Annotated in this window: 18 protein-coding genes and 1 riboswitch; of the genes, 6 read left to right on the top strand and 12 right to left on the bottom strand. The window is 65.5% G+C overall.

The genetic code is table 11. From position 1 onward, the window contains the following. Window positions 1–75 precede the first annotated feature (75 nt). Window positions 76–663: a gamma-glutamylcyclotransferase gene (locus VFY73_RS20650; protein WP_329722317.1), complete on the top strand. Its 588-nt coding sequence runs from the start codon at window positions 76–78 to the stop codon at window positions 661–663. A gap of 10 nt (window positions 664–673) precedes the next feature. Here the strand turns inward: VFY73_RS20650 and VFY73_RS20655 are convergent, their stop codons facing one another. Further along, a complete protein-coding gene (locus VFY73_RS20655; protein WP_329722319.1) occupies window positions 674–1,306 on the bottom strand; it encodes a nucleotidyltransferase family protein in 633 nt (210 codons plus the stop codon). A 134-nt stretch (window positions 1,307–1,440) separates the two neighbouring features. On the opposite strand from VFY73_RS20655, the gene pdxH reads away from it, so the two are divergent. Then, window positions 1,441–2,076: a pyridoxamine 5'-phosphate oxidase gene (gene pdxH / locus VFY73_RS20660; RefSeq protein ID WP_329722321.1), complete on the top strand. Its 636-nt coding sequence runs from the start codon at window positions 1,441–1,443 to the stop codon at window positions 2,074–2,076. Between the two features lie 8 nt (window positions 2,077–2,084). On the opposite strand, the gene VFY73_RS20665 is transcribed toward pdxH, so the two are convergent. The 4 genes from VFY73_RS20665 to VFY73_RS20680 all read right to left on the bottom strand — a co-directional run bounded on the left by VFY73_RS20665 (window position 2,085) and on the right by VFY73_RS20680 (window position 11,055). Continuing rightward, window positions 2,085–4,850, bottom strand: a complete 2,766-nt coding sequence (locus VFY73_RS20665) for a PAS domain-containing protein (RefSeq protein WP_329722323.1) — start codon at window positions 4,848–4,850, stop codon at window positions 2,085–2,087. Between the two features lie 82 nt (window positions 4,851–4,932). Next, window positions 4,933–5,466 carry a peptide-methionine (S)-S-oxide reductase MsrA gene (msrA, locus tag VFY73_RS20670; RefSeq protein ID WP_329722325.1) on the bottom strand — a complete coding sequence of 178 codons (534 nt, stop codon included), beginning with the start codon at window positions 5,464–5,466 and terminating at the stop codon, window positions 4,933–4,935. A gap of 57 nt (window positions 5,467–5,523) precedes the next feature. Next, window positions 5,524–9,156 (bottom strand): DUF748 domain-containing protein, encoded by a 3,633-nt coding sequence (locus tag VFY73_RS20675; protein ID WP_329722327.1) that lies wholly within the window; start codon window positions 9,154–9,156, stop codon window positions 5,524–5,526. Window positions 9,157–9,501: 345 nt separating this feature from the next. Further along, the gene (locus VFY73_RS20680; protein WP_329722329.1) at window positions 9,502–11,055 is read right to left on the bottom strand and encodes a UbiD family decarboxylase domain-containing protein; all 1,554 of its coding nucleotides are present in this window, start codon (window positions 11,053–11,055) and stop codon (window positions 9,502–9,504) included. A gap of 263 nt (window positions 11,056–11,318) precedes the next feature. Here VFY73_RS20680 and VFY73_RS20685 point away from each other — a divergent pair, with 263 nt between their 5' ends. The 3 genes from VFY73_RS20685 (at window position 11,319) to nrdR (ending at window position 14,240) form a co-directional block, all read left to right on the top strand. Further along, window positions 11,319–12,236, top strand: a complete 918-nt coding sequence (locus tag VFY73_RS20685) for a transglycosylase SLT domain-containing protein (RefSeq protein ID WP_414654503.1) — start codon at window positions 11,319–11,321, stop codon at window positions 12,234–12,236. 55 nt (window positions 12,237–12,291) lie between these two features. Beyond that, window positions 12,292–12,429, top strand: a riboswitch (ZMP/ZTP riboswitch). A 66-nt stretch (window positions 12,430–12,495) separates the two neighbouring features. After that, window positions 12,496–13,746 carry a serine hydroxymethyltransferase gene (gene glyA / locus VFY73_RS20690; protein WP_329722331.1) on the top strand — a complete coding sequence of 417 codons (1,251 nt, stop codon included), beginning with the start codon at window positions 12,496–12,498 and terminating at the stop codon, window positions 13,744–13,746. A 50-nt stretch (window positions 13,747–13,796) separates the two neighbouring features. After that, window positions 13,797–14,240: a transcriptional regulator NrdR gene (gene nrdR, locus VFY73_RS20695; RefSeq protein WP_329722333.1), complete on the top strand. Its 444-nt coding sequence runs from the start codon at window positions 13,797–13,799 to the stop codon at window positions 14,238–14,240. A 58-nt stretch (window positions 14,241–14,298) separates the two neighbouring features. Here the strand turns inward: nrdR and VFY73_RS20700 are convergent, their stop codons facing one another. The 7 genes from VFY73_RS20700 to VFY73_RS20730 form a co-directional block, all read right to left on the bottom strand. Next, window positions 14,299–14,751 carry a type IV pilin protein gene (locus VFY73_RS20700; RefSeq protein WP_329722335.1) on the bottom strand — a complete coding sequence of 151 codons (453 nt, stop codon included), beginning with the start codon at window positions 14,749–14,751 and terminating at the stop codon, window positions 14,299–14,301. Between the two features lie 20 nt (window positions 14,752–14,771). After that, on the bottom strand, window positions 14,772–18,458 hold the full coding sequence (locus tag VFY73_RS20705) for a pilus assembly protein (RefSeq protein WP_329722337.1): 3,687 nt from the start codon (window positions 18,456–18,458) through the stop codon (window positions 14,772–14,774). Between the two features lie 26 nt (window positions 18,459–18,484). After that, window positions 18,485–19,015, bottom strand: coding sequence for a hypothetical protein (locus tag VFY73_RS20710; RefSeq protein WP_329722339.1), 531 nt, complete (start codon window positions 19,013–19,015; stop codon window positions 18,485–18,487). After that, window positions 19,012–19,842 carry a PilW family protein gene (locus VFY73_RS20715; RefSeq protein WP_329722341.1) on the bottom strand — a complete coding sequence of 277 codons (831 nt, stop codon included), beginning with the start codon at window positions 19,840–19,842 and terminating at the stop codon, window positions 19,012–19,014. Before VFY73_RS20715 ends, VFY73_RS20710 begins: the two co-directional genes overlap by 4 nt. Continuing rightward, on the bottom strand, window positions 19,842–20,444 hold the full coding sequence (gene pilV, locus VFY73_RS20720) for a type IV pilus modification protein PilV (RefSeq protein ID WP_349257112.1): 603 nt from the start codon (window positions 20,442–20,444) through the stop codon (window positions 19,842–19,844). The genes VFY73_RS20715 and pilV overlap by 1 nt, the downstream gene beginning before the upstream one ends. Beyond that, window positions 20,444–20,974, bottom strand: a complete 531-nt coding sequence (locus VFY73_RS20725; RefSeq protein WP_329722345.1) for a GspH/FimT family pseudopilin — start codon at window positions 20,972–20,974, stop codon at window positions 20,444–20,446. The genes pilV and VFY73_RS20725 overlap by 1 nt, the downstream gene beginning before the upstream one ends. Window positions 20,975–21,067: 93 nt before the next feature. Continuing rightward, complete coding sequence (locus VFY73_RS20730) at window positions 21,068–21,637, bottom strand: GspH/FimT family pseudopilin (RefSeq protein WP_329722347.1); 570 nt, start codon at window positions 21,635–21,637, stop codon at window positions 21,068–21,070. Window positions 21,638–21,833: 196 nt separating this feature from the next. On the opposite strand from VFY73_RS20730, the gene ribD reads away from it, so the two are divergent. Beyond that, entirely contained in the window at window positions 21,834–22,928 is a 1,095-nt protein-coding gene (ribD, locus tag VFY73_RS20735; RefSeq protein ID WP_329722349.1) for a bifunctional diaminohydroxyphosphoribosylaminopyrimidine deaminase/5-amino-6-(5-phosphoribosylamino)uracil reductase RibD, read from the top strand. Window positions 22,929–22,964: the final 36 nt, after the last annotated feature.

The raw sequence follows: 22,964 nt of genomic DNA on the forward strand, positions 1-22,964 counted from the left end.
CAGATTATCAGGTAACTTGGTTACATGGTCAAACCAACATGGAAACCTGAGTCGATGGCGCGGTAGATTGCAGGCATGGAGCATGAAGCGCTGACGCTGCGTGACCCAGCCCCGTTGCTTGAACGCACCCTGCACGAGTGGGGCGGCGGCGAGGCGCTGTGGATCTTTGGCTATGGCTCGCTGCTGTGGCGGCGAGAGTTCGAAACCGACGCCGAGGTGCCGGCCCAAGTGCATGGCTGGCACCGCGCGTTCCGCATGCGCTCGCGGGTCAACCGCGGCACGCCGGCGCAGCCAGGCCTGGTGTTCGCGCTGATGGCCGGCGGCTCGTGCCACGGCGCGGTGTTTCGCGTGCCGGCCGAGCGGGCTGAAGCCGAGCTGCGGCAACTGTGGTTGCGCGAAATGCCCACCGGCGTCTACGACCCGCGTTGGCTGGCCTGCCGCACACCCCACGGCACCGTCCATGCATTGGCCTTCACCCTGCACCGCAGCAGCCCCGGCCATACCGGCCGACTCGGTGACAGCCAGATGCAGCAAATCCTGGCCCATGCGCGTGGCCGGTATGGCACGACGCTGGAGTATTTGCGTGAAACCGCGTTGGAACTTCGCCGCCGCGGCATACGAGATCGCGAGGTCGAGCGCCTGATGCGCCTGGCCGGCGATTGATGGAAAGGCGCTATGGCCCGGCCGGTGACGCGTTTTCGCTCGCCAGACGGGCCCGCAGGCTGGCGAGATCAGCTTCGGTGTCCATGTCCAGCAGCACGCCGGGGTCGTCGACCTCCACCGCCTGCCCCGGGAAGCGCGCCAGGATGCGTCGCGCACCTTCTTCGCCGCTGAGCCGAACCAGCTCGGAGAACAGCTCGCTGCCAAACGCCACCGGATGGCCCCGCCGCCCCTGGTACTGCGCATAGGCCACCGGGTGCGGCCCCAGGCCGGCCGCCACCGCGAACATGGTCGCCGGGCGCACGAGCGGCATGTCGGCCGGCATCACCAACCAACCGCCAGCGCCGGGGCGGGCCGCGACGCCGGCAGCGATCGAATCACCCATGCCGCCCAGCGGCACTCCGCTCTCGCCCAGCACAACGATGTCGCGCTTGGCCACCAGACCGGCCACGTCGTCGGCAAAGCGGGCAGTCGTCACGACGAGCACCGGCAGGCCGCTGCCCAAGGCATTGCGCACGGTGCGACCGAGCACGCTGTCGCCGCTGCTGTCACCGTTGCCCAGCGGCTCGGCCAGCTTGTGGCGCGCGCCGGTGTAGCGGCTGCCCCGCCCGGCGCCCAGCACGATGATGGTGGGTGGCGTCTTCATTCTTTGGACCGTCCCTTCGGAGTCCGTCTCGGCTCCGCCCAAACGCAAGTTGTTGTGGTGACCCTAGGATGGGAGCGATGGGTCGGCGGTTCCAGTGGGACGATCACCTAAGGCCTAGCCCCTACACTGCAGGCATGGATGACCTGGCCGCCCTGAGAAAAAGCTACGAGCGCGCCGAGCTCGACGAATCGGCTTCGGCCGCCGAGCCCTGGCAGCAGTTTTCGAACTGGCTGAATGAAGCCATCGCCGCCGAAGTCCCCGAACCGAACGCGATGACATTGGCAACGGTGAACGCCGAGGGCAGGCCGTCGACCCGGATCGTGCTGATCAAGGGTTTCGATGCGCAGGGCGTCGTCTGGTACACCAACTACAACAGCCGCAAAGGCCGCGAACTGGCCGCCAACCCGTTCGCCGCCGTGCAGTTCCATTGGGTGGAACTGGAGCGCGTCGTGCGTATCGAAGGCAGGGTCGACAAGGTCAGCGAACAGGAATCAGACGCCTATTACCGCTCTCGCCCGCTGGATTCCCGCCTGGGGGCCTGGGCCTCGCCGCAGAGCCAGGTGATCGGCTCACGCGCGGTGCTGGTGGCCAACGCCGCCAAGGCCGCGGCACAACACGGCCTGAGCCCACCGCGGCCACCGCATTGGGGCGGCTATCGCCTGCAGCCGGACCGCTGGGAGTTCTGGCAGGGCCGCAAATCACGCCTGCACGACCGGCTGAGCTATCGGCTGGTCGACGGGGCGTGGCTGCGCGAGCGGCTGGCCCCATAGCCCACCGGTCAGGCGCGCCCCAGCCGCTTGGTCAGTGCATCCATGTCGGCCAGGAACTGCTGCAGGTTCAGCGGCTTGGTCCAGTACTCGTTGAACCCTGCGGCCAGGGCCTGCGACACATCTTCAGGCATGGCGTTGGCCGACAAGGCGACGAAACGGCAGCTCGACAGTGACGGTTCGTGCCGCAGGCGTTTCATCACCTCGATGCCGTTCATGTCCGGCAACTGCAGGTCGAGCAGGATCAGGTCCGGTGCGCCGGCCAAGGCCTGGCGTATACCGCTGCCGCCATCGGGGGCGCTGTCCAGCACGATGCCGGGCCGCAAGCCGAGCATTTCGCGCACCAGCATCTCGTTGACCGGGTTGTCTTCGATGTAGAGCACGCGCAAGGTCGGCGCGGCATCCGAAGGCGCGCTCGTCGTGGCCGCGCGGGCCGCGGAAGGTGCCTCGTCCGGTGCTGCCGCGATGGCGGCCACGGGCAATGCCTGCGTGACAGCAGCCGCAAGCCGCACCGCGAAACGGCTGCCCTCGCCCAAGCGGCTGTCGACCAACAGCTCACCGCCCATGCCGGCGACCAGTTGCTGCACGATGCTCAGCCCGATGCCGGTGCCGGGAATGCCCTCACGCTCGGCGCCCAGGCGGTTGAAAGGCTCGAACAGACGCTGCAGCTGCTCGGGCGACAGGCCACGGCCATCGTCATGCACCGTCAGCTCCCACGCCGGCTGTCCGGACAGCTGCGTTGGTCGCAGATCGAGCCAGACGCGGCCGCCCGGCTGGTTGTACTTGATGCCGTTGGTCAACAGGTTGATCAACACTTGGCCGAGCCGGCGCCGATCGGCCAGGACGGCCGCATCGGAAGCCACGCCGTCCGCCACCACCTGGACGCCCGATTGGGCGGCCAATGTTGCGACCCAGGGCAGGGCGTCCTGCAGCACCTCGGCCAGCGACACCGCCTGCACATCCATCGCACGGCCCCCCTGGTCGGCGCGCGACAGCTCCAACAGGTCGTCGATCAACCCCAGCAGATGAGTGCCGGCCGAACGGATGCGCGCCAGGCGCTCGGCCTGCGCAGCCGGCAGTGCCACGTCGTGCGCCATCAGGTCGGCAAAGCCCAGCACGGCATTCATCGGCGTGCGCAGTTCGTGGCTGACGCGCGCCATCAGCTCGGACTTGGCCGCGCTCGCCTGCTGCGCCCGGTCCCGCTCGCGGGCGAGTTGCTCCATGCGGCGGCGCTCGGTGATGTCGACGTTGACGCCGGCCACCACCACCGCATGGCCCTGTGCGTCACGCACCGCCCGTCCATTGGACGAGAGCCAACGCACCGTACCGTCCGGCCAGGTCACCTCGAACTCGAACGCGAAACGCTCGCCGGTGGCGACGCAGTGCTGGAGCCGCCGCACGGCCTCGGCATCGACCTCCGGCTTCATCGTCGAGTCGACGATGTCCTGCAGCGGGCGCGGGTCGTCGACATCCAGGCCGCGCAGGCGGTACATCGTCGGGCTCCAGTAGACCGGCATGCCGTCCGACGCACGGCGCTCCCACACCCCGATGCCGGCAGCTTCGATCGCAAACTGGTCGCGCTGGCGCTCCAGCTCGGCACGCTGCTCGGCGCGCCGGCGCTCAGTGATGTCGACATGGATGCCGAGCGACACGCGGTGGCCATGGCGCATCAGCCGGCGCGTCCACGACTGGATCCAGCGTTCACTGCCGTCGGGCGCCAGGGTCCGGAAAGTGACGTCCGACGCCGGCGTCCACTGGTGGTGGTGCACCTCCTGGCGCGCCGCCATCCAGCCGCGGTCGGCCGGGTGCACGTGGCGACTGATCCACTCGTCCAGGCTGGGTGGGCCTTCGGCCGGCTGGCGGTGGTGCATGCGGTACATCTGTTCGTCCCACTCGAAGATGCCGGCGTCGAGATCACGCCACCAGAAACCGACGCCGATGGTCTCTGCCACCATCTGCATGCGTTCGAGCAGCGACAGCGACCGCTCGCGCTCGCGCACCAGCTCGCTCACGTCCAGAGACATGCCGCGCAACGCCACCGTGCGGCCATGGTCGTCGCATACGCGATAGCGTCGGGTCAGCAGGTGCTTGTACTCACCGGCCGCGTCGCGGTAGCGCGCCACCGCGTCGACCGGGCGGTCGGTTCGGATCGCCTCTTCAGCGGCCTGCTCGATCAGCACACGATCTTCGGGGTGGATGGCGGCGCGTACCTCGGCCAGGCGCACGCCCTGCGGCTGCCTGTCGACGCCGAGGATGCGAAACCCCTGCTGGCTGTAGAAGACTCGCTGGGCCGCCAGGTCGATGTCCCACAGCGAGATGCCCGCCATCGTCAAGGCTCGGCCGGTCACGCTTTCGATGTCCCATTGCTCGCGATACGCATCGACCGCATCGGTGTCGTCGATGACCAGCGTCCAGCGCAACAACGTCGAAGGCGCCTCTTCAGTGGCCGGGGTTGCATCCAGCAGCTGCAGGTGGCGGACCACGCCGTCGGGCCGCAGAATGCGGCAGCGCACGGTGGCGGGTGAAGCGATGTGCGACAGCGAAGGTATCGGGCCGGGCCAAGCCCCCTGCACCCGCTTGGCATCCTGGGGGTGCAGACGACTGAACAGGCCGCCGACGGGCACGCCATGCGCCGGGTCGAGCCCGAGCATGCGGAACGTGGCGTCGTCCCAACCCTCTGCGCCGGTGGCCGGCTCCTGCCAAATCCGGCCCAGGCGCCCGGCGGCACACAGCAGCGCCTGCGCGTCAGGTTCGGTGGCCGAAGGGACTTCGATCATGAACAACGGGGCAGCCGGTTCGTGGCGGGCGCAGCACCCCGCAGGCAGTGTAGCGGCGATGCCGCTACCGACACGCCCGGCGCTAAGCCGCCTTCATCAGCCGGGTGAAGCTGTGGCGAAACTTCTCGACCTTGGGCGCCACGACAACCGCGCAGTAGCCTTGCCCCGGATGCTGCTCGAAATAGTGCTGGTGGTACGCCTCGGCGCGCCAGTAATTGGCCACCGGCTCGAGTTCGGTGACTGCACGGTTGCCGGTGGCGGCGTTGACCTCGGCCAGCACCTCGCGCGCCACTTCGGCCTGAGCATCGTCGTGGGTGTAGATGCCCGAGCGGTACTGCGGCCCCACGTCGTTGCCCTGCCGATCGCGGGTCGTCGGGTCATGGATGCTGAAGAACACTTCCAGCAGCTCGCGCAGGCTCACCAACGCCGGGTCGAATTCGATCCTCACCACCTCGGCATGGCCGGTGTCGCCCTGGCAGACCTGCTCGTAGCTCGGGTTCAGCACCTGCCCGTTGCTGTAGCCCGATTCGACGCCAATGACGCCGCGCACTTGCTCGTACACCGCCTCGAGGCACCAGAAGCAGCCGCCGGCCAGGGTGATTGTTTCAGTGCTCATCGTGATGCATCCTTTGCCGTGGTGGCCAGTCGCCATGGTGATCAGAGCGCGAAGTCTTCAGTGCGTTCCCAGGCCCAGCTGCACATGCGGGGTCCCGTGCCGATCGTCTTCGCCGGCCGGCTGCAGCTTCGGCGCCGCGAGGAACAAGCGCTCATCGGGCAAGCCCTTGGCGATCAACGCGTCGCGCACTGCCAAGCCCCGCTGCATGGCCAGCTGGCGGGCATTGTCGGCGCTGACGACATGCGATGCGCGCAGCAGGGCCTCCATCTCCGGCACCGGGATGTCTTTCGCCAGCCCGACCAGATTGCGCGGCTTGTTCGGCAGCTTGGCGTCGCTGTAAAGGCGACGAACCAGACGCTCACGTTCGCCGGGTGGCAGCACGGCGGGCAACGCAGCGTCCGCCGTGTGCGGCTCGCCGGCACGTGGCTTGTCCTTGTGCAGTTCGGCAGTCAGTCGTTCGTCCAGCCACGCTGCCTGCATCGCCTCGCGCTCCCCCTGCAGATCGGCCGATGCCGTCACGGTCAGCCGCAAGCCCGGCCGCTCGGTCAGTGCCTTCGCCACCTTGTCGAGCACTGGCGCAGCCGTATCGGCCAGGCGTGTGCCGCCGGGCTGGAACTCGACAACGCTGAGATCCTCGCCGCCGCCGCCTGACAGCAGCGCGAATGGCGCCGTGACCGCCTTGGCCAGCAGATTGCCGACCAGCTTCAGCACCACGCCGCCGATGCTGAACTCCGGGTCGTTGAGCGAGCCGCCGATCGGCAGGTTCAGGTTGATCACGCCATCGCGGTCTTTCAGCAGCGCCACCGCCAGTTGCACCGGCAGCTTCGTCGCATCGGGGCTGTCGATGCGTTCACCGAAAGTGAGCTGGTTCAGCACGATCTGGTTCGCCGCATCGAGCCGGCCATCGGCACCGATCTGGTAGCTCACATCCATCGTCAACTTGCCGCGCTCGATCGCGTAGCCCGCATATTTGCCGGCATAGGGCGATAGCGGCACGAGCTCGAGGTCGCTGGCGCGAGCCTGCACATCCATCGCCGGCGGACGGGCTGTCGGGTTCAGGGCACCGTGCACTTCCAGCGGAGCCGTGCCGGCGACGCGGCCGCTCAGATCGAGCGTCGCCATCTCGCGGCTGCCGCTGCGAAACCCGCCCAGCTTGCCCTGCAGATCGGACAAGGCTGCGCTGTAGTTGGGCCGCACGAAGTGATCCGAGAAATCGACGCGGCCGTTCTTCAGCTGCACGCCTGCGACGATCAGGTCGATGGGGAATTCGGGCTGCTCGGCGGCGCTGGCAGGAGCGGCCGGGGCCGCGGTCGGCAGCGCCTGCGCGCGAGCGGGCGCTGCGTTCAGGTCAGTCAGGTTGAACCGCCCGGCCTCGTTGACCATCAGTTGCGCATAGAAATCGGTCAACCGTGCTTCGCCCAACTCGACACGAGGCCGCTTGCCAGGGCTCAAGGCCACCTGCATCCCCGGCAGCTCCAGCGATTGCCAGCTGAGAAGCTCGTCGGCCCCCACGCCGGCAGCGCCGCGCGGGTACAGCCGCAGATCCGTCAACCGCCCTTCCCCCTTGAGCGCCAGGCTCAAGCCATCGGGCGCCCAACCACCGGACACCTGGCCAGCCCAGCCTGCATCGGCCCGCCCCACGGCGACAGGCAGCGAGGCCCCCGCGAAGGGGGCCACCGCTTGCAATGGGAAGCGCACCAGGCTGGCAGTGCCCCGCCATGTCACAGGCGCGAAGCCGATGTCCCCCTGAAAGCTGAGGGTGCCCGCGGGCGCCCCGCTGCCCGCGACGGGCACCTGGACGCTGAGTTGCCAGCGCGAGGTCGAGCCGGCCGTGGCGGGCCATTGCAAGGCCTGGGCATTCAGCTTCAAGCGCTGCAGGTCCAAAGCCACCGGCTCAGTGTTGGGCATGGCCGCGTCTTGCCAGCTGAGCTTGCCACCGTCGACAGCGGCCTCCTGCAAACGCACTTGCCAGGGCACTGACGCAGGAGCGTCGGCGGGTGCCTCTGACGATGTGGCCGCCCACCATTGCGCCAGGTCGATCTCGCCGGCAGCGTCGCGGCGGGCGCGCAAGACGGGCTGGTCCCAGGCCAGTCGACCAAGCGCAACGCGGTGTTGCGCAGGGTCGATCACCATGTCGGTCAGGCGCAATTGCTTCCAAGCCGCCGAGGCTTCCCGCTCACCCGGCTCGGTGGCCGCAAAGTCGTCGACCTGCAGGCCTGACACCTGAAGCACCGGCGGCTGGGCGCCCGGTTCACCTTGCCACTTGGCAGTCGCTTCGAAGCCGAGACGGCCATCCAACCGCGGCTTCAAGCGCTGGTTGATGTATGGCGCCGCCCAGGCCAATGGCCACGCGTGGCCCCGCGCCCGCAACTGGCCACCCGTAGCCGTCCATTCGCCGTCCAGCTGCCATTGCGGCGCCGACGCCGCGGCAGATGGCGCTGCGGCAGCGTTCGACAGCGTGGCACTTGCGCTCAGCCGAGCGGGTGGTGCACCTTCCGTTGGCGGCCAGCGCAGGTTGTCAAGCTGCAGCTGCAACGATTCGGCGGCCCACTGCGCTTTCGGCTGGACCGACACGTCATGCCATCGGACCTCGGAGTTGCGCACGACCAACTTGGCCAGTGCCACTTGCCAGGGGGGCGCTGCCGCCGCTTCGACGCCGGCAGCAGGCGCGCCGGAGGAAGGCAGGCTGAGGCGGCCACGCCCATCACGCCCCGCATGCAGCACCAGCCCGTCGACGTCCACGGCGCTGAGCGACGCCTGGCGACGAAGCGGTTGAACGTCGGCGATCTGCAGCGCCAACTCGCCCAGTTCCGCCAATGGTGCGTGGGCAGCATCCTCCAGCCGGATCGACTTCGCGCGAACGCCACCGCGAAGGGACACATCGAGGCTGCCACCGGCCGGTGCCTTGAACTGCAACGTCAGGTCCAGCGCCACCGCCCCTGCAACGGGGCGCAGCGGGAGACCGGCGGGCAGGTACGGCAACCAATCGCCCAGGTCGATGTCACCCGTCTTCAGCATGAACACGCCTGCACGCTCGGGCGCAAAGAGTGTTGCCTGCGCACCGGTGTCGAAGTTCGTGTCGTCGGCGCGGAACGACAAGTGCGGCTCGACCTTGACGTCGACGGCGTCTTCGAGGTTCGACAGGAAGGGCACCCCCAGCTCGATCTGCGTGACCTCATGCACTCGCGCCTTGGGTCGGTCATCGAAGCGGATGTGGCCGTCGCTGATGCGCAGGTTGTAAAGCGCAAAGCGTTGCGGCTCCTTGTCGGGCCCGGTTGGCGGGTTGAAGCGAGTCAACAGATCGTCGATGTCATAGCGGCCGTCGGCCAGGCGGGCGACATTCAGCTCGGGCGATTGCAGCTCAATGGCCCCGACCACCGGCGCGCGTCGCCACAGGCTGCGCAACTCGACATTCAGCTCACCGTGCGCGAGGCGAAACAGCGGACTGGCGGGTGCAGTTGAAGCCTTAGGTGGCCCGCCGATCACCAGCCCGTCGACACTCACCGTCAACGTCAGCGGGTTGATGTGCAGCGCTTCGATGATCACGCTGCGCCCCAATAACAGCGAGGCTCGTTCCTGCGCGAAACCGCGCAGCCACAGCGGCAAGATCAGCCACGCCAACAACAGGGTCAGTGCCACCGCCGCGCCCCAACCCACCAGCCAACGCCGACCGCGTGTCAGCAGAGCCATTCGCATCAGAGCAGGCATCGACAGCAAGGGCATCGGCAAACACAGCGCGAAATTCAGGGGGCCCTGATTGTGGCCGAGCACTGCGTGAGCACATGAAACAGAGGCCCCAAAGACGAAGCCCCTCCTGACCCTTTCGGGCGGAGGGGCCTGTGAGTGGCAATGCCACTCAGTGGGGCTCCGGCAGGGAAGTAAGCCGGGGCTCCGTAGGCGCGGGAATTGCGCTTACAGGGTGTTGCCTCATGGAGGCGGGGTCAGTGTGCGACAGCCCCACGGCATGGGCAAGCATCTTTACACGCTCATCCAGTGGGGCTGTACGGCGTCCACGCCCGGTGGATCAGAGACTGATCACTGCTTCAGCAGCCCTTCGACGATGCCGGCCATGCGGGCTTGAACCGCCGCATCCATCGTGATGGTGCGCCCCCATTCGCGGTTGGTTTCACCCGGCCACTTGTTCGTCGCATCCAGACCCATCTTGCCGCCAAGCCCGCTGACGGGCGATGCGAAGTCGAGGTAATCGATCGGCGTTTCGCCAACCAGGGTCGTGTCGCGCAAAGGGTCCATCCGGGTCGTGATCGCCCAGATCACTTCCTTCCAGTCGCGGATGTCCACGTCGTCATCCGTCACGACGATGAACTTGGTGTACATGAACTGGCGCAGAAAGCTCCACAGGCCGAACATCAGGCGCTTGGCGTGGCCGGGATAGCTCTTCTTGATGGCGATCACGGCCAAGCGGTAGCTGCAGCCCTCGGGCGGCAGATAGAAGTCGGTGATCTCCGGAAACTGCTTTTGCAGGATCGGGACGAAGACCTCGTTCAAGGCCACGCCCAGCACCGCCGGTTCGTCAGGCGGCTTGCCGGTGTAGGTGGAGTGGAAGATCGGATCACGCCGGTGAGTGAGCCGGCTCAGCTCGAACACCGGGAACCAGTCCTTCTCGTTGTAATAACCGGTGTGGTCACCAAACGGGCCTTCGAGGGCGTGCAGGTAGCCGCCGATCTCTCGCAACGGCACGCCTTGTTCGCTGTGCCCCTGGTAACCGGCTTCGGCCGGCGGGATGTGCCCTTCGAGAACCAACTCGGCGCGCGCGGGCACCTGCAACTTCAAGTCGCCCTCACCCACCGCGCTGTCGGCCAACTCGGTGCGGCCACCCCGCAACAGACCGGCGAACTGGTATTCGGACAGGCTGTCGGGCACCGGCGTGACGGCGCCCAATGTCGTCGCCGGGTCAGCACCGAGCGCCACGGCGATGGGGAATGGCTGGCCCGGGTTCACGCGCGCGAAGTCTCGAAAGTCGAGCGCTCCGCCGCGGTGGGCGAGCCAGCGCATGATGACCTGGCGCTTGCCTATCACCTGTTGGCGATAGATGCCCAGGTTCTGCCGCAATCGCGGCCGCGGCACCTGCCGCGGCCCGCGGGTGATGACCAGCCCCCAGGTGATCAGCGGGCCGGCGTCCCCCGGCCAACAGAACTGGATCGGCCAGCGTCCGAGATCGATGTCTGGCCCGGCGACCACCACTTCTTGACATGGCGGGGAACTGACTCGGGCCGGTTTCATGTCCCAAACCGCCTTGGCCATGTCCCAAAGCTTGCCGGCCTCCCTCAACGAATTAGGGGGTTCCGGTTCTTTGAGCGCCGCCAGCAGCCGTCCCACGTCACGCAATTCGGTGACAGCGTCGGCTCCCATTCCCAACGCCACCCGCCGGGGTGTCCCGAAGAGGTTGACCAACGCCGGCATCTCGTATCCAGGGACGTTTTCCAGCAGCAATGCCGGGCCAGCAGCTCGCAGCACCTGGTCCGCCAGGGCTGTCATCTCGAGGTGCGGTGACACGGCTGCGGACACCCGGCGCAGCTCGCCCAGGCGCTCCAGCCCGTCCATGAAGCCCCGCAAATCCCTGTATTTCATATCAATTAGTAATTAGACAAAGCATTCATATACTTGACTGGTTATTAGTCGACTTCCTAAAATCCGCCGCAACAACCGTAACCAGGGTTTACCCGCGCCACCCGTTGGGGCGCCGAGTCAAGGTAAACGCCCCGCTCTGCCGCCGGCGCGCTCAACACAGCGCACCTTTGCGAGGTGGCAGCCGATTATCACCAGCGCCTTCGGCGCGGGGCCGGGCCCAGCCCGCCGCGCCGCCAGCTTGGTGGGAGAGAGGAAGGATGGACATGAACGAGCCCCAGTGGTGGCTGCGCATGGCCCAGGCCGCCTGTCGATCGAGCAGCATCTTTCTGCGCGACGTCGGCAACGGCCTGCTGGAGGTCAGCCACAACATGCTCGCTTTGGTCGGCCTGCTGGTCGTCGCACTGAGCATCTTCGCCGCCGGCCGCGCCGATCTGCGCGCCAGCGTCGAACAGCAAGCCCTGGATTGGCTGCAGCAGCGCCACAGCGCCCGCGCCGAAGACGGCGACTACATCGCGGAACCGGATGACGCCGACAGTGCGGCCTTGGCCAAAGCCCTGGCCGCGGACCCTGCGGGATTGAACCGCCAGCAGGCGGCGGTGGCCACGTGGCTGTCTCGCCGCTACCGGGTGGCGCCAGAGCCGGTGGCGCGCCTGGTGCAAGAAGCCTGGCAAGTGGGCCAGCGTGCGAGCCTGGAGCCGACGCTGATCCTGGCCATTGTCGCCATCGAATCCAGCTTCAACCCGTTTGCCCAAAGCCCGGTGGGCGCACAAGGGCTGATGCAGGTGATGACGCGCGTTCACAACCAGAAGTACGAGGCTTTTGGTGGCGCGTTGACCGCCTTTGATCCAGTAACCAACTTGCGCGTGGGCGTCCAGGTGCTGAAGGAATGCATTTCGCGCGCCGGCAGCCTGGAAGCCGGGCTGAAGTTCTATGTCGGCAGCGGCAACATGGACGACGATGGCGGCTATGCCGCGAAGGTGCTGGCTGAGCAGCGTCACATGATGCGCGTGGCCGCCGGGCAGCAAGTGCCCGTGACGATACCCACCGTCGTGACGCCCGCCGTGGCGGCCACGGCACCCAATGCGGGTGCAGCTTCCGCCGCTGCTGCGACGAATGGCACCGAAGAAGCACCGAGCCCCAAACCCAAGCCTGACCATGAGCAGGTCGCCCTGGCCCGCTGATGATGCACAGCGGCCCGCCAGTGCCGCAAGTCACGGCCCGTCGCGGGATACACTAGGCTCGACGCGCAACTGGCGATAGGGGCGCCGCCGACCGAATCCTCGGCTCTGGTGGTCGCCGCGAGGTGGATCACCACCGGGAAGCGCGGGGCGGCAACCCTGCTGCCTTGAACAGCCGTTCGCCTGGGCAACCTCTGGTTTGTTTCGCGATGCCGAAACAGCCTGCGCAGGTGCAACCGCCCCGACTTGAAGGAAGCCTCCCATGTTCGACCGCTCGCAATCGACGATCGCCAACGTCGACCCCGATATTTGGGCCGCCATCCAGGCCGAAAACCGCCGGCAAGAAGAGCACATCGAGCTCATCGCCTCGGAAAACTACACCTCGCCGGCCGTGATGGCCGCCCAAGGCTCCCAGCTGACCAACAAGTACGCCGAGGGCTACCCCGGCAAGCGGTACTACGGCGGCTGTGAATATGTCGATGTCGTCGAGCAGCTGGCGATCGAACGCCTGAAGCAGCTTTACGGCGCCCAGTTCGCCAACGTGCAGGCGAACTCCGGTTCACAAGCCAACCAGGCCGTCTTTTTCGGCCTGCTGCAGCCCGGCGACACCATCATGGGCATGAGCCTCGCGGAAGGCGGCCACCTGACCCACGGCATGGCGCTCAACATGAGCGGCAAGTGGTTCAAGGTCGTCAGCTACGGGCTGGATGCCAACGAAGCCATCGACTACGACGCGATGGAGCGCCTGGCGCACGAGCACAAGCCGAAGCTGATCATCGCCGGCGCCTCGGCCTACAGTTTGCGCATCGACTTCGAACGCTTTGCCAAGGTGGCCAAAGCGATCGGCGCCTACTTCATGGTCGACATGGCCCACTACGCCGGCCTGATTGCCGCCGGCGTCTACCCGAACCCGGTCCCGCATGCCGACGTGGTGACCTCCACCACCCACAAGAGCCTGCGTGGCCCGCGTGGTGGCATCGTGCTGATGAACGATGAGGCGATTGCCAAGAAGATCAACAGCGCCATCTTCCCGGGGATCCAGGGGGGTCCACTGATGCACGTGATCGCCGGCAAGGCGGTGGCATTCAAGGAAGCCCTCAACCCCGATTTCAAGGTCTATCAGCAGCAGGTGCTGGCCAACGCCAAGGTGCTGGCCGACACGCTGACCGAGCGTGGCCTGCGCATCGTCAGCGGCCGCACCGAAAGCCACGTGATGCTGGTCGACCTGCGTCCCAAGAACCTGACAGGCAAGGAAGCCGAGGCGATCCTGGGTGCCGCGCACATGACCTGCAACAAGAATGGCATCCCGAACGACCCACAGAAGCCGATGGTGACCAGCGGCATCCGCCTGGGCAGCCCGGCGATGACCACGCGCGGCTTCAAGGAAGAGCAGGCGCGCGACACTGCCAACTTGATCGCCGACGTGCTGGACAACCCGCACGACGAAGCCAACATCGCCCGCGTGCGCGACAAGGTCGCCGCACTGACACGCGATTTCCCGGTCTACCGTTGACCGCAATCATTCGCGGCCGAGTCTTGTCGCACTGATCACGCACTGCCACCATGCGCTGCCCCTACTGCGCCCACGTCGAAACCCAGGTCGTCGAGACCCGGGAGTCCGACGAGGGCGACGTGGTGCGGCGTCGGCGCAAGTGCACCAAGTGCGACAAACGCTTCACGACCTACGAGCGCGCCGAGATCGCCCTGCCGGCGATCGTCAAGCGCAGTGGCGCACGGGTCGAGTTCGACCCGGCCAAGCTGCGCGCTTCGATGACCTTGGCGCTGCGCAAGCGCCAAGTCAGCATCGAGCAAGTCGATGCGGCCATCGAACGCATCCAGGACAAACTCCTCGCCAGCGGCCAACGCGAAATCGCATCCACCCGCATCGGCGAGCTGGTGATGCGCGAACTCAAGCGCCTGGACAAGGTCGCTTACGTCCGCTTTGCTTCGGTCTATCGAAGCTTTGAAGATGTGGATGAGTTCAGCCGCCTGATCAAGGAGATATGAACGGAAAACGGCTGCCCTTGGCAGCCGTTTGTTCGTCAGCGGAATGGGCGGCCCGCGGCTACTTCCAGCAGTCGGCGGTGTCGCCGACTGAGGAGTCCTTGGCACCTGTATGGGTCAGCGTCAAGTCGCCGCAACCACCGTCAGCAATTTCCGGACTGGCCGTCAGCGTGAATGTCCGTGCGGTGTCCTCGTCGACCTCGACGCTGATTGAATAGGTCTTTGTTGCCGCCCCCTTCGGCGCCTGGAGCAGGCCTGCCCCCCGAAGCAGCTCGGTCGCCGTCTCTGTGTCGACAAATGAACTGCGCGCCACGTACAGACGCTGCATGGCCTGTGCCGCCTCCAGCAGCACCGTCTGCGCATCAGAGCGTCGGCTGCGGCGCACCTGCTCGGTATAGGCTGGGTAAGCGATTGCGGCAAGGATGCCGATGATCGCCACCACGATCATCAATTCGATGAGCGTGAAACCTGCTGTGCGCTTCTGGCGCCGCCGAATGAAGGGAGGTGTATTCATGGTCATCATGCGATGGCAGGTCATTCAGGTGTGGGCGGCGTCAGGATCTGCTTCCACACGCGATCCACCACCGTACTGCTGGTGCACGACGCAGGCGGAAGATTGACCTTCATGCATTGCGGCCCTGTGTTGCAAACCCAATAGCCAATGATGTTGCCCTTGCAGTCCTTTTCAATCGTGTCACAAGTCTCACCATCCGGGCATTTGCCCCCACCGACGATGATCGCGTCCCGCCCGTCGCTGCGGGTAAGGAACCCGCTCGCAATCTTGTCTTCGTCGTTGACTATCCCATCCCCATTCGTGTCCAACACCGGAACGGTTGGCGCTTCTCCACTCGCGGCTTCCAGCAGGAAGTTGTAGCCGACACCTGTCGTGGGGTCGCAGCGACCTGCCGGTGCCGCAGGCACCATGGTGCTGAAGAACACGTACGCGTTGGACAGGATGACGGACGGGTAGATCACGCGTTGACGAGCCCATGGCAGATCGATCAGCCAGCCCAGGTGAGTGTCCCAGTTGAGGTCGCTGGTGATCACTTCGTAGAAGGTACCACCGTCGTCCGTCTTGGGTTCCTGGTTGATGCTGTGGGCTAGCAATCGGCTGCGATCCTCCGTCACTGTCTCAAACAGACTCTCAGCGTCGGCTGACGGGTCACCGATCTTGACATTGTCCCAAACGCCATAGTAGGTCTGACGTTGTGCCGACTCAGAGTCTGCTTCATCAATCAGCTTGCCGCTGCCGAAGAGCACGACACGGCCTTGTTTCGGGTGATCGACAAAGACCGGCGGCACGGTGATCGGCTGGGCGACGCCTCCAGGGTCGGTCGCGCTGAACAGCGGGTTGCCCTTGAAACCGACGCTCCACTTCTCAGCCTCCATGCCTTCAAAGTCAAACCGCCACACGTTGCCTTTCATGTCGCCAGCGTAGGCACCGACAACCTCCTGGTTCGCATCCTTGATCAGGGTGACGCCCATCAAACCCGTATCGCCCGTGGCAGCAACCGTCATGTGCTTGTCGATTACGCCGGTGGCCATGTCGACCACCAGCAGCACCGCATTGCCATTGGTGCTGTAGGCGCCGTTACCTACAAACGCCTTCCAGCCGCCATTCTTGATCTTGCCCACGGCGAAGTCGGCGAATATGTAGCCGATGTCAGGATCGGACGACCCCGACTTTTCCCACAGTAGGGTGTTCGCACCGAAGTCGGCGGCCTCCAGCGTGCTGCCGAAGTCGGTCGGAATGTGCATGGCGAAGAAGGCCTTGCCGCCCGCCCCCATCGAGCCGATCACCAGGTTTGCCCACTCGGGGCTCGCGTTGCGACGGGTCGCGATCTTGGCATCGGTCTCGTTCATCGGACCATCGACGAAGAATCGGTGGAAATTTTCCTTCGTGCCGTAGTCCTTGGCCGCGATGTGCTGAAGGTTCGGCAGCCCCTCACGAGGCAGATAACCGTAGACCTCCGTGCCATCGACACCTCGGAACGCATGCACCGCACCGGCGTTGCCACCTACCACGATCACAGAGTCACTGCGAGTTTTTTTCCGGGCAACGAAATCGGCGTAAGTCGCATCGAACGCCGAGTAACCAAGGTCCAGCTTGCCACGCACGACGACCGGCGGCGAATTGACGAAGTCGCCGAGGTACTTGCCGTCACGCGACCGGAAGGTCTTGTCCAACCCTTCGTTGCTCGATTCGCCGCGAATGTAGTTGGCCAACTCCTTGGTACCGACACGGCCCTGATTCGCCAGGCCCATGCCGTCCCAGGTAAACGCCACGGGTTCGCCATGCTCGCCCATGCTCGGGTCCCAAGTGAACAAGCTGCGATCCGCATGCGCCGGGAGGTGCGCGCTGGCGCTCCAGATCAGCGTGCCTTCGCGGCCGTCGGTGCCAAGCTTGAGCGCTTCGAGGTCGCCATACCACGACACCGACTTGTATTTCGGCACGTACTTGACGTTGTCGGTCACCACCGAAGCCGAAGCCGTGGCCACGCCCGCCTCCTTGGCCTCGTTGCCGGCAGCCTTGCCAAAGGCCTCGCTCAGCGCCGTCGTCAGCTCGGTCACGTTAGACACGGAGTAGAAATCGCCGCCGGTGTTGACCGCGGCATGCCACATGTCATCGATTTTCTGCGGGCTGCCGGAAGTCGGATTGGGCCACTTCAGCGTGCCCGCCGTCAGCTTGGCCAATGTGTCGGCCTTCTTTTCCTTGGTGGAGTCGAGCGTGCCATAAACACCCAGGCCCACCATGAACTGCGTCAAATGCTGCCAATACGCGATGTCACCCGCGATCGGCCAGACCTTGTTGGCGATCGAGTTGTCCAAGTCTTTGACGTAATACTTCGATGCCACGTCCGCCAGCGTATTGGACACCGATGGCGGGCCGTCAACATATGGCCGCGTGGCGACGTACTGTGTCGGGCTGTAGTTGTTCGGATTCTGAGCCCCGCTGTAGATCGGGCCGTTGACACCGTCCACGTCGCCCGAGCCGGAATAGCTGTCGTTGTAGTAGCCGTCGGTCATCAGCAAGTTCACCGAACGCCGGCAGGCCAATTTGGCCGAATTGGCATTGGCAGGATCCTCCAACCAGGGGCTGCCAGTTCCACGGCCGTCGAAGTAGCGGCCCACCTCGTCCAACGCCGTCCGCAACGGCGTGGTTTGCCAGGACTTCATCTTCTGAACGCCATCGAGAACCGTCGCCATGCGTGCAGAATCGAACTTCCGGATCGGGCCACCATTGCTCGCCGCTTCGATGACCCTGAAGTTCACGCCGTCGATGGGCTCGGCATTTGTCTTATTGATGCGTCCCCAGCCGACCCGCAATTTGTCCTTGAAGGTCGCCAGCGACTCAGACACGGCCCCCTTCGTCAGCGACTCACGCATACGGTAGTAAGTGAACCAGTTAGCGAAGTTCTGCCGTTCTTCGTCCCTTGAACACTGCTTATTGACACAATCCGTGCGGTTGGCGTGCTTCTCAGGCGCTGCGTGCTGGCCGTCAACGTTCACGTCATAACGGGTGAAGTCCCCGGCCGTGTCGGGATTTCCGCCTGACTTGAGCCGGTAGACGAGACCGGGATAGAAGTCATACGTCGAGTCAGTGCGTTCACTGCTACCAGGCCCGGTGTACCAGCGTGTCCTGCCGGTGTGCTTGATTGTCAGGTTGAAGGTGGACGTGTTGATCGTCGGATCCAACCGCGCGGCGGATGGCGTGGCATTGGGCATGCGCCCGGTGCCATCGGGCTTCTGCCAAGGGAGATACAGCACGTCGGGGTTGTAGTAGATCTTGTTGACGTCAGGCGAACGGAAGCGACGCTGATAGTTGTTCTCAGTGCCCTTCAACGCGGTCGCAGTGCCGGCTGCATAGGTGCCAATCGGCCACGCCCAACCCGATGGTGGCGACGTGCAATTGCTTGCACCGCTACTGCAAATCTTGCGCCAGTCACCAGGGAAGGCCGCCACCCACGGATCGGAGAGCCGCCCCGTCCAACCGTTGAGTGTGATCGTCCCCTCGGGCATGAAGTCCGCCAACATCGAACCGGAATCGTCGAGAGTCACCATCGCGTTCGGCGTAGGCGGTTCGGCGACCCGACTGGTCAACGGGACTTGCGCTGGTTCTGCGGCCTGCAATGGAACCGAACCCAGTGCGGCGCTGGCGATAGCCGCCAGAAGCAGAGAGCGAAACAGGGGGTGCGTGGAACGCGCCAGAAGATGCGACATGATGGCTTTCTCGGCGTGAAAAATGTTTAGAGGCGCAGCATGGACTGCAACCAGACGACAGAACCGCTCTCGGTATTCCCGTCGCCGTCGGCGCTGTAGTCAGGGCTGAAGCCACGTGCAGTGATCTGGAAGACTTCCGTGCTACCGAAAGTCTGGGAGTCAACGATGCACTGCGGCATCGTGGACGGGACGAAGGTGCTGTCGTCTGACTTCATGTACGTATCCGGCACGGTGTTGACAATGGCGCTGTCTTTCCAATTGGCAAACTCATCCCACTTGTGCGCGCCAGCGGGCTGGATGATGATCGTCGGGGGGCCACCGCCACGCACCTTGACGACTTCGTCTTCGCAGTAGCGCATCGCGATCTGCGCGGCCTGCATTGCCAACGACTGCACACGGGTGTTGTTGGCAATCAGATCGGAACTCAGCGCTCCCCGCATGATGGAAACCGAGGCGATACCGATGATCACCAGCATCACCAGCGCCACCATCAGCGCAACGCCACGCTCGTCACGGCGATGGTGTCTTCGCGCGTGAAATCTTCGAGTCGAACTCATCGCATGCCCTTCAGACGATTTTGCAGAACGATGGTGGAGGTGAACGCCCGGTACATCCGCCGGTCGTCGGCCTCGGGCTCTTGTTCCTCTCCATCGCAATCGCGGTAAGCCGTGGCGCTGTCCATCACCTGGTCTTCACTGCGGACCAACACGCACACCCGCACCGACACCGCATCCTTGAAATCGTCCGCCGACATCGTCGCGGCCTCTTCGTAGCGCACCACCTGGTTCGCACGGGAGACGGAGCGGTCACCCACGCCGTATCGAATCTGCAGCGTCTCGATGTTGTCGACCAAGGCTTGGCCGGCAGCATTGCCTGGGCCGCGGCAGGTCAGCGAACCACCCGAGACATAGAACTGCTGATAGGCGAGCCAAATACCTGACGCATCCTTGTCGAACTTATTGCCCAGGCAATCGAGCGGCTCGTTGTCGGCGTTCACCACGCTGTTGGCGGCATCCGCCTCGTAAGCCACGGCAATGGCGTCGGAGGTGGCATCGCCGCCGCAGGTCAACGCGCCGATGTCCAGGTCGTGATCCGAAAAATCCGAGTCGCAACCCCGCAGCGTGGCGCCGGGGTAGCTAAAGGTGAACATGCCATCGCCCGGATTAATGCCGGTCGGGGTGCCGTAACCGGTCATGCCAATGGTGGTGCGCAGCACATTCAGCGCCACGCTGGCATCTTCGGTGATCTGCGCCAGCGCCCGGGTGTTGCGGCTGCTCGCGCCGGTGCCAAGGTAGGCGGCCATCATCGCTCCGATGACGACCAGGCCGATGACCATCGAAATCAGCAGTTCGATGAGCGAGAAGCCATGCTGACGGCGCATCATCACAGCCCCACGCGAAAGTAGGCGCAGCGGGGCTGCGGGGTGAGCTCTCGAAACCCTTGCGGGCATTCGCTTCGACCATCGACGTCCGCCGTGGCCTCATCGGAGGAGGCATCCGGGTCAAGCCAGGCGATCCATACATCGGCGGTCGGGTTGGCCTTCGGATCGGCGGGGAGCTGCACGTACGCAGCACCGCCGGGCAATGAATTGAACACGGCCTGCCCCCATTCCGCCCGATCCTGCGCCACGATCTCCGAGGCGAGACAAATCTCAGAGTTCGCACAATCGGCGGCGTCTCCAGGCTCGGTGGCCCAGCTGTCGTAGCCTCCGGTCATGTTGTAGGCCGCCACATCCCCCGCGAGTGCAGGATCGATCGCCGGTTTGTTGGCGCGAATACGGTCGACGATGTCAGAAGCAAGCAGTGTTGCGACGGCCCGGAATTCGCTGGTCTTGCCGTAGCGCGAGGCCGTCGCCATCAGGCCCGCGACCGCCAGCACGCCCATCGAGACCACCAGCATCGCCACCAGAACCTCGATCAGCGACACCCCATGCTGCCGCGAGGTATGCCGCCGGCCCGCGCCTCCCAGGGTTGATCGTTTCGTCATCACTCGCAATCCCCTTCACCCTTGCACACGCGAACCCGTCCTGTGGACAACACACGCACCACGCGTTGCTTGGTGACATCTCCACCAACAGGTACGAAGGTGTATTTGCCCGCGCCGACGGTAGCCAGTCCGTTCGCTGCGAACGTGAGCGAAGTGGCGTCTGCAGTGCTGGTGCCGTCCATCGCGCGCAGCGCGTTCTGTACCCGAAGCACTGTGCTGTTCGGCGGTACGGTGATGACCCAACCGGTCACCCAGCTGCCATCTTCGTCACATTCAGGTGCATCTGCGCCTGGGTCGGCGGAGGCGCACATCGTCACCACCCGCCCGCGCTTGATCGCCTCGGTCCGCGAATACCGCACGGCCGCCGCAAATTCGTCAGCATTCCCGGCAGCGGCCTGATCCGCAAGAAAGGAAGTCAGGGACGGCGCCGCGATGGCCAGCAGAATCGCCGCAATGGCGATGGTGATGAGCAACTCGACCAGCGTGAAGCCGGCCTGCGCCCCTCTGACGGTCTGGTGGGAAGGATCCATGCAGACATGATGCTCTCGGCAGTCACCGGCACCGGTTGCAGCCCGACGAGCGGCCGGCGGTCGACGACAAGCGGCAGCTGACGCCGAGCCGGGTTAGCCCTCGCAATCCTGGGAACGCGCCACCCGCGGCCGGCCTGGCTTGTTGATGCACACCAGGACGGAGCCCGGCAAGGCCGCATCCTCCAGCGGCTGACCCGGCGGGAGAAAGCGAAAGTGCGAGGCCAGGCTCAGCATCTCGCCGCCGGCACGGTAGGTGACGTAGCGCTGGGTGCTCAGGGCACCACCCTTGTTGTCGCCGGACTGGTGCACTGTGATCACGCGGTCGCTCGACCCGATTTCGCCCCGGCGACCACGATCGACGAAGACGATCCAGCCGGCGCTCCAGTTCTTGCCGCTCGCCAGGCAATCCGGCTCGGTCGACTCCGCCGTGGCAGGGTCCATCGCGCAGACGGTGACCAGCTCACCCCGGGTGATTGCCTCTTGTCGCGCCCGACGCATCGCCGACGACAGGCTCTGCACCTGAGCATCCACCACCGCCTTGCCGTGGAACGAGCCCATGGCCGGCACCCCGACGGCAGCCAGGACACCGGCGACAGAGAGCGCAGTCAACAATTCGAACAACGTGAAGCCTCGCTGCGAGGCACGGGTGGAACGACGGAACATGTTTTCTCCTCCTGTTTCGGCAAACTTCTTGTGAACTCCCGACATGAATTCTTCGAGTTGCAGCGGTCGACGTCTCTCCCCCCGAAGGGCTCCACAACGTGATGAGGGCACCCTCTTTCGGGGGAGTTCGGCGACGCGCCCGTAAACTTCCCCGGCCATGCCTGCCGAGATCACTGCACCAGAGAATTCCGCACCGATGCAGCGCGCCCTCGCGCTGGCAGGCGCCGCTGTTGGCCTGACCGAACCCAACCCGCGGGTGGGCTGTGTCCTGGTCGCACCGGACGGTCGGTGGATCGGTGAGGGCCACACCCAGGCCGCCGGCTCGGCCCATGCCGAGGTGATGGCGATGCGGGACGCGCAAGCCCAGGGTCATCCAGTCAGCGGCGCAACGGCCTACGTCACCTTGGAACCGTGCTCCCACCATGGCCGCACGCCCCCCTGCTGCGACGCGCTGGTGGCTGCAGGAGTGGCTCGTGTCGTCGTGGCGCTGGTCGATCCCAACCCCGCGGTGAGCGGCCGCGGCATCGCGCGGCTGCGCGCAGCGGGAATTCAGGTGGACTTTGCCGACGTCGCTGCGGCCGAAGCCTCCCGCGAGCTGAACATTGGCTTTCTCTCGCGCATGCAGCGCGGCCGGCCTTGGGTGCGGATGAAGATCGCCGCCTCGCTGGATGGCCGCACCGCGCTGGACAACGGCGCCAGCCAATGGATCACCGGCGAAGCGGCGCGCCATGATGGCCACGCCTGGCGCAAACGCGCTTCGGCCCTGTTGACCGGCTCCGGCACCGTGCTGGCCGACGATCCGCGGCTGGACGTACGCGGGCACACTATTGCCCGCCAACCATGGCGGATCGTGCTCGATTCGCACCTCGCGACGCCCGCCCGAGCCCGCCTGTTTGAGGCCACAGCGCCACTCCTGTTTGTCACGGCCGAACCGGACGCCGAGCGCAGGCAAGCGCTACAGGACCGCGGCGCTGAGATCCTGACCTGCCCCAATGCCGACAAGCAGGTCAACCTGGACGCGTTGATGGTCGAGTTGACACGGCGCGAGATGAACGAAATACACGTCGAGGCGGGCGCCCGGCTGAACGCGGCGTTGCTGCAGGCCGGTTGGGTCGACGAGCTGCTGATCTACCAGGCGCCCATGCTGGTGGGTGCCGGCCGGGGCATGGCAGCACTAGGGCCATCGACCGCCTTGGCGCAAGCGCAGCGCTTCGCCTTTCACCGCGTCGACCGCATCGGCGACGACCTGCGCCTGCTGCTGCGCCGCCCGGCGACCACGCCCGCTGTTTGAGCCTGGCGCGGCGGTGCGGCGAGGACCCCGCCGCCT

The organism is Ideonella sp. (genome assembly GCF_036277275.1).
GTDB lineage: Bacteria > Pseudomonadota > Gammaproteobacteria > Burkholderiales > Burkholderiaceae_C > Ideonella.

What these genes read in the sequence shown, in the direction of transcription:
- VFY73_RS20650 (WP_329722317.1), top strand. Translation starts at nt 76, where the DNA reads ATGGAGCATGAAGCGCTGACGCTGCGTGACCCAGCCCCGTTGCTTGAA.
- VFY73_RS20655 (WP_329722319.1), bottom strand. Translation starts at nt 1,306, where the DNA reads ATGAAGACGCCACCCACCATCATCGTGCTGGGCGCCGGGCGGGGCAGC.
- pdxH (WP_329722321.1), top strand. Translation starts at nt 1,441, where the DNA reads ATGGATGACCTGGCCGCCCTGAGAAAAAGCTACGAGCGCGCCGAGCTC.
- VFY73_RS20665 (WP_329722323.1), bottom strand. Translation starts at nt 4,850, where the DNA reads ATGATCGAAGTCCCTTCGGCCACCGAACCTGACGCGCAGGCGCTGCTG.
- msrA (WP_329722325.1), bottom strand. Translation starts at nt 5,466, where the DNA reads ATGAGCACTGAAACAATCACCCTGGCCGGCGGCTGCTTCTGGTGCCTC.
- VFY73_RS20675 (WP_329722327.1), bottom strand. Translation starts at nt 9,156, where the DNA reads ATGGCTCTGCTGACACGCGGTCGGCGTTGGCTGGTGGGTTGGGGCGCG.
- VFY73_RS20680 (WP_329722329.1), bottom strand. Translation starts at nt 11,055, where the DNA reads ATGAAATACAGGGATTTGCGGGGCTTCATGGACGGGCTGGAGCGCCTG.
- VFY73_RS20685 (WP_414654503.1), top strand. Translation starts at nt 11,319, where the DNA reads ATGAACGAGCCCCAGTGGTGGCTGCGCATGGCCCAGGCCGCCTGTCGA.
- glyA (WP_329722331.1), top strand. Translation starts at nt 12,496, where the DNA reads ATGTTCGACCGCTCGCAATCGACGATCGCCAACGTCGACCCCGATATT.
- nrdR (WP_329722333.1), top strand. Translation starts at nt 13,797, where the DNA reads ATGCGCTGCCCCTACTGCGCCCACGTCGAAACCCAGGTCGTCGAGACC.
- VFY73_RS20700 (WP_329722335.1), bottom strand. Translation starts at nt 14,751, where the DNA reads ATGAATACACCTCCCTTCATTCGGCGGCGCCAGAAGCGCACAGCAGGT.
- VFY73_RS20705 (WP_329722337.1), bottom strand. Translation starts at nt 18,458, where the DNA reads ATGTCGCATCTTCTGGCGCGTTCCACGCACCCCCTGTTTCGCTCTCTG.
- VFY73_RS20710 (WP_329722339.1), bottom strand. Translation starts at nt 19,015, where the DNA reads ATGAGTTCGACTCGAAGATTTCACGCGCGAAGACACCATCGCCGTGAC.
- VFY73_RS20715 (WP_329722341.1), bottom strand. Translation starts at nt 19,842, where the DNA reads ATGATGCGCCGTCAGCATGGCTTCTCGCTCATCGAACTGCTGATTTCG.
- pilV (WP_349257112.1), bottom strand. Translation starts at nt 20,444, where the DNA reads ATGACGAAACGATCAACCCTGGGAGGCGCGGGCCGGCGGCATACCTCG.
- VFY73_RS20725 (WP_329722345.1), bottom strand. Translation starts at nt 20,974, where the DNA reads ATGGATCCTTCCCACCAGACCGTCAGAGGGGCGCAGGCCGGCTTCACG.
- VFY73_RS20730 (WP_329722347.1), bottom strand. Translation starts at nt 21,637, where the DNA reads ATGTTCCGTCGTTCCACCCGTGCCTCGCAGCGAGGCTTCACGTTGTTC.
- ribD (WP_329722349.1), top strand. Translation starts at nt 21,834, where the DNA reads ATGCAGCGCGCCCTCGCGCTGGCAGGCGCCGCTGTTGGCCTGACCGAA.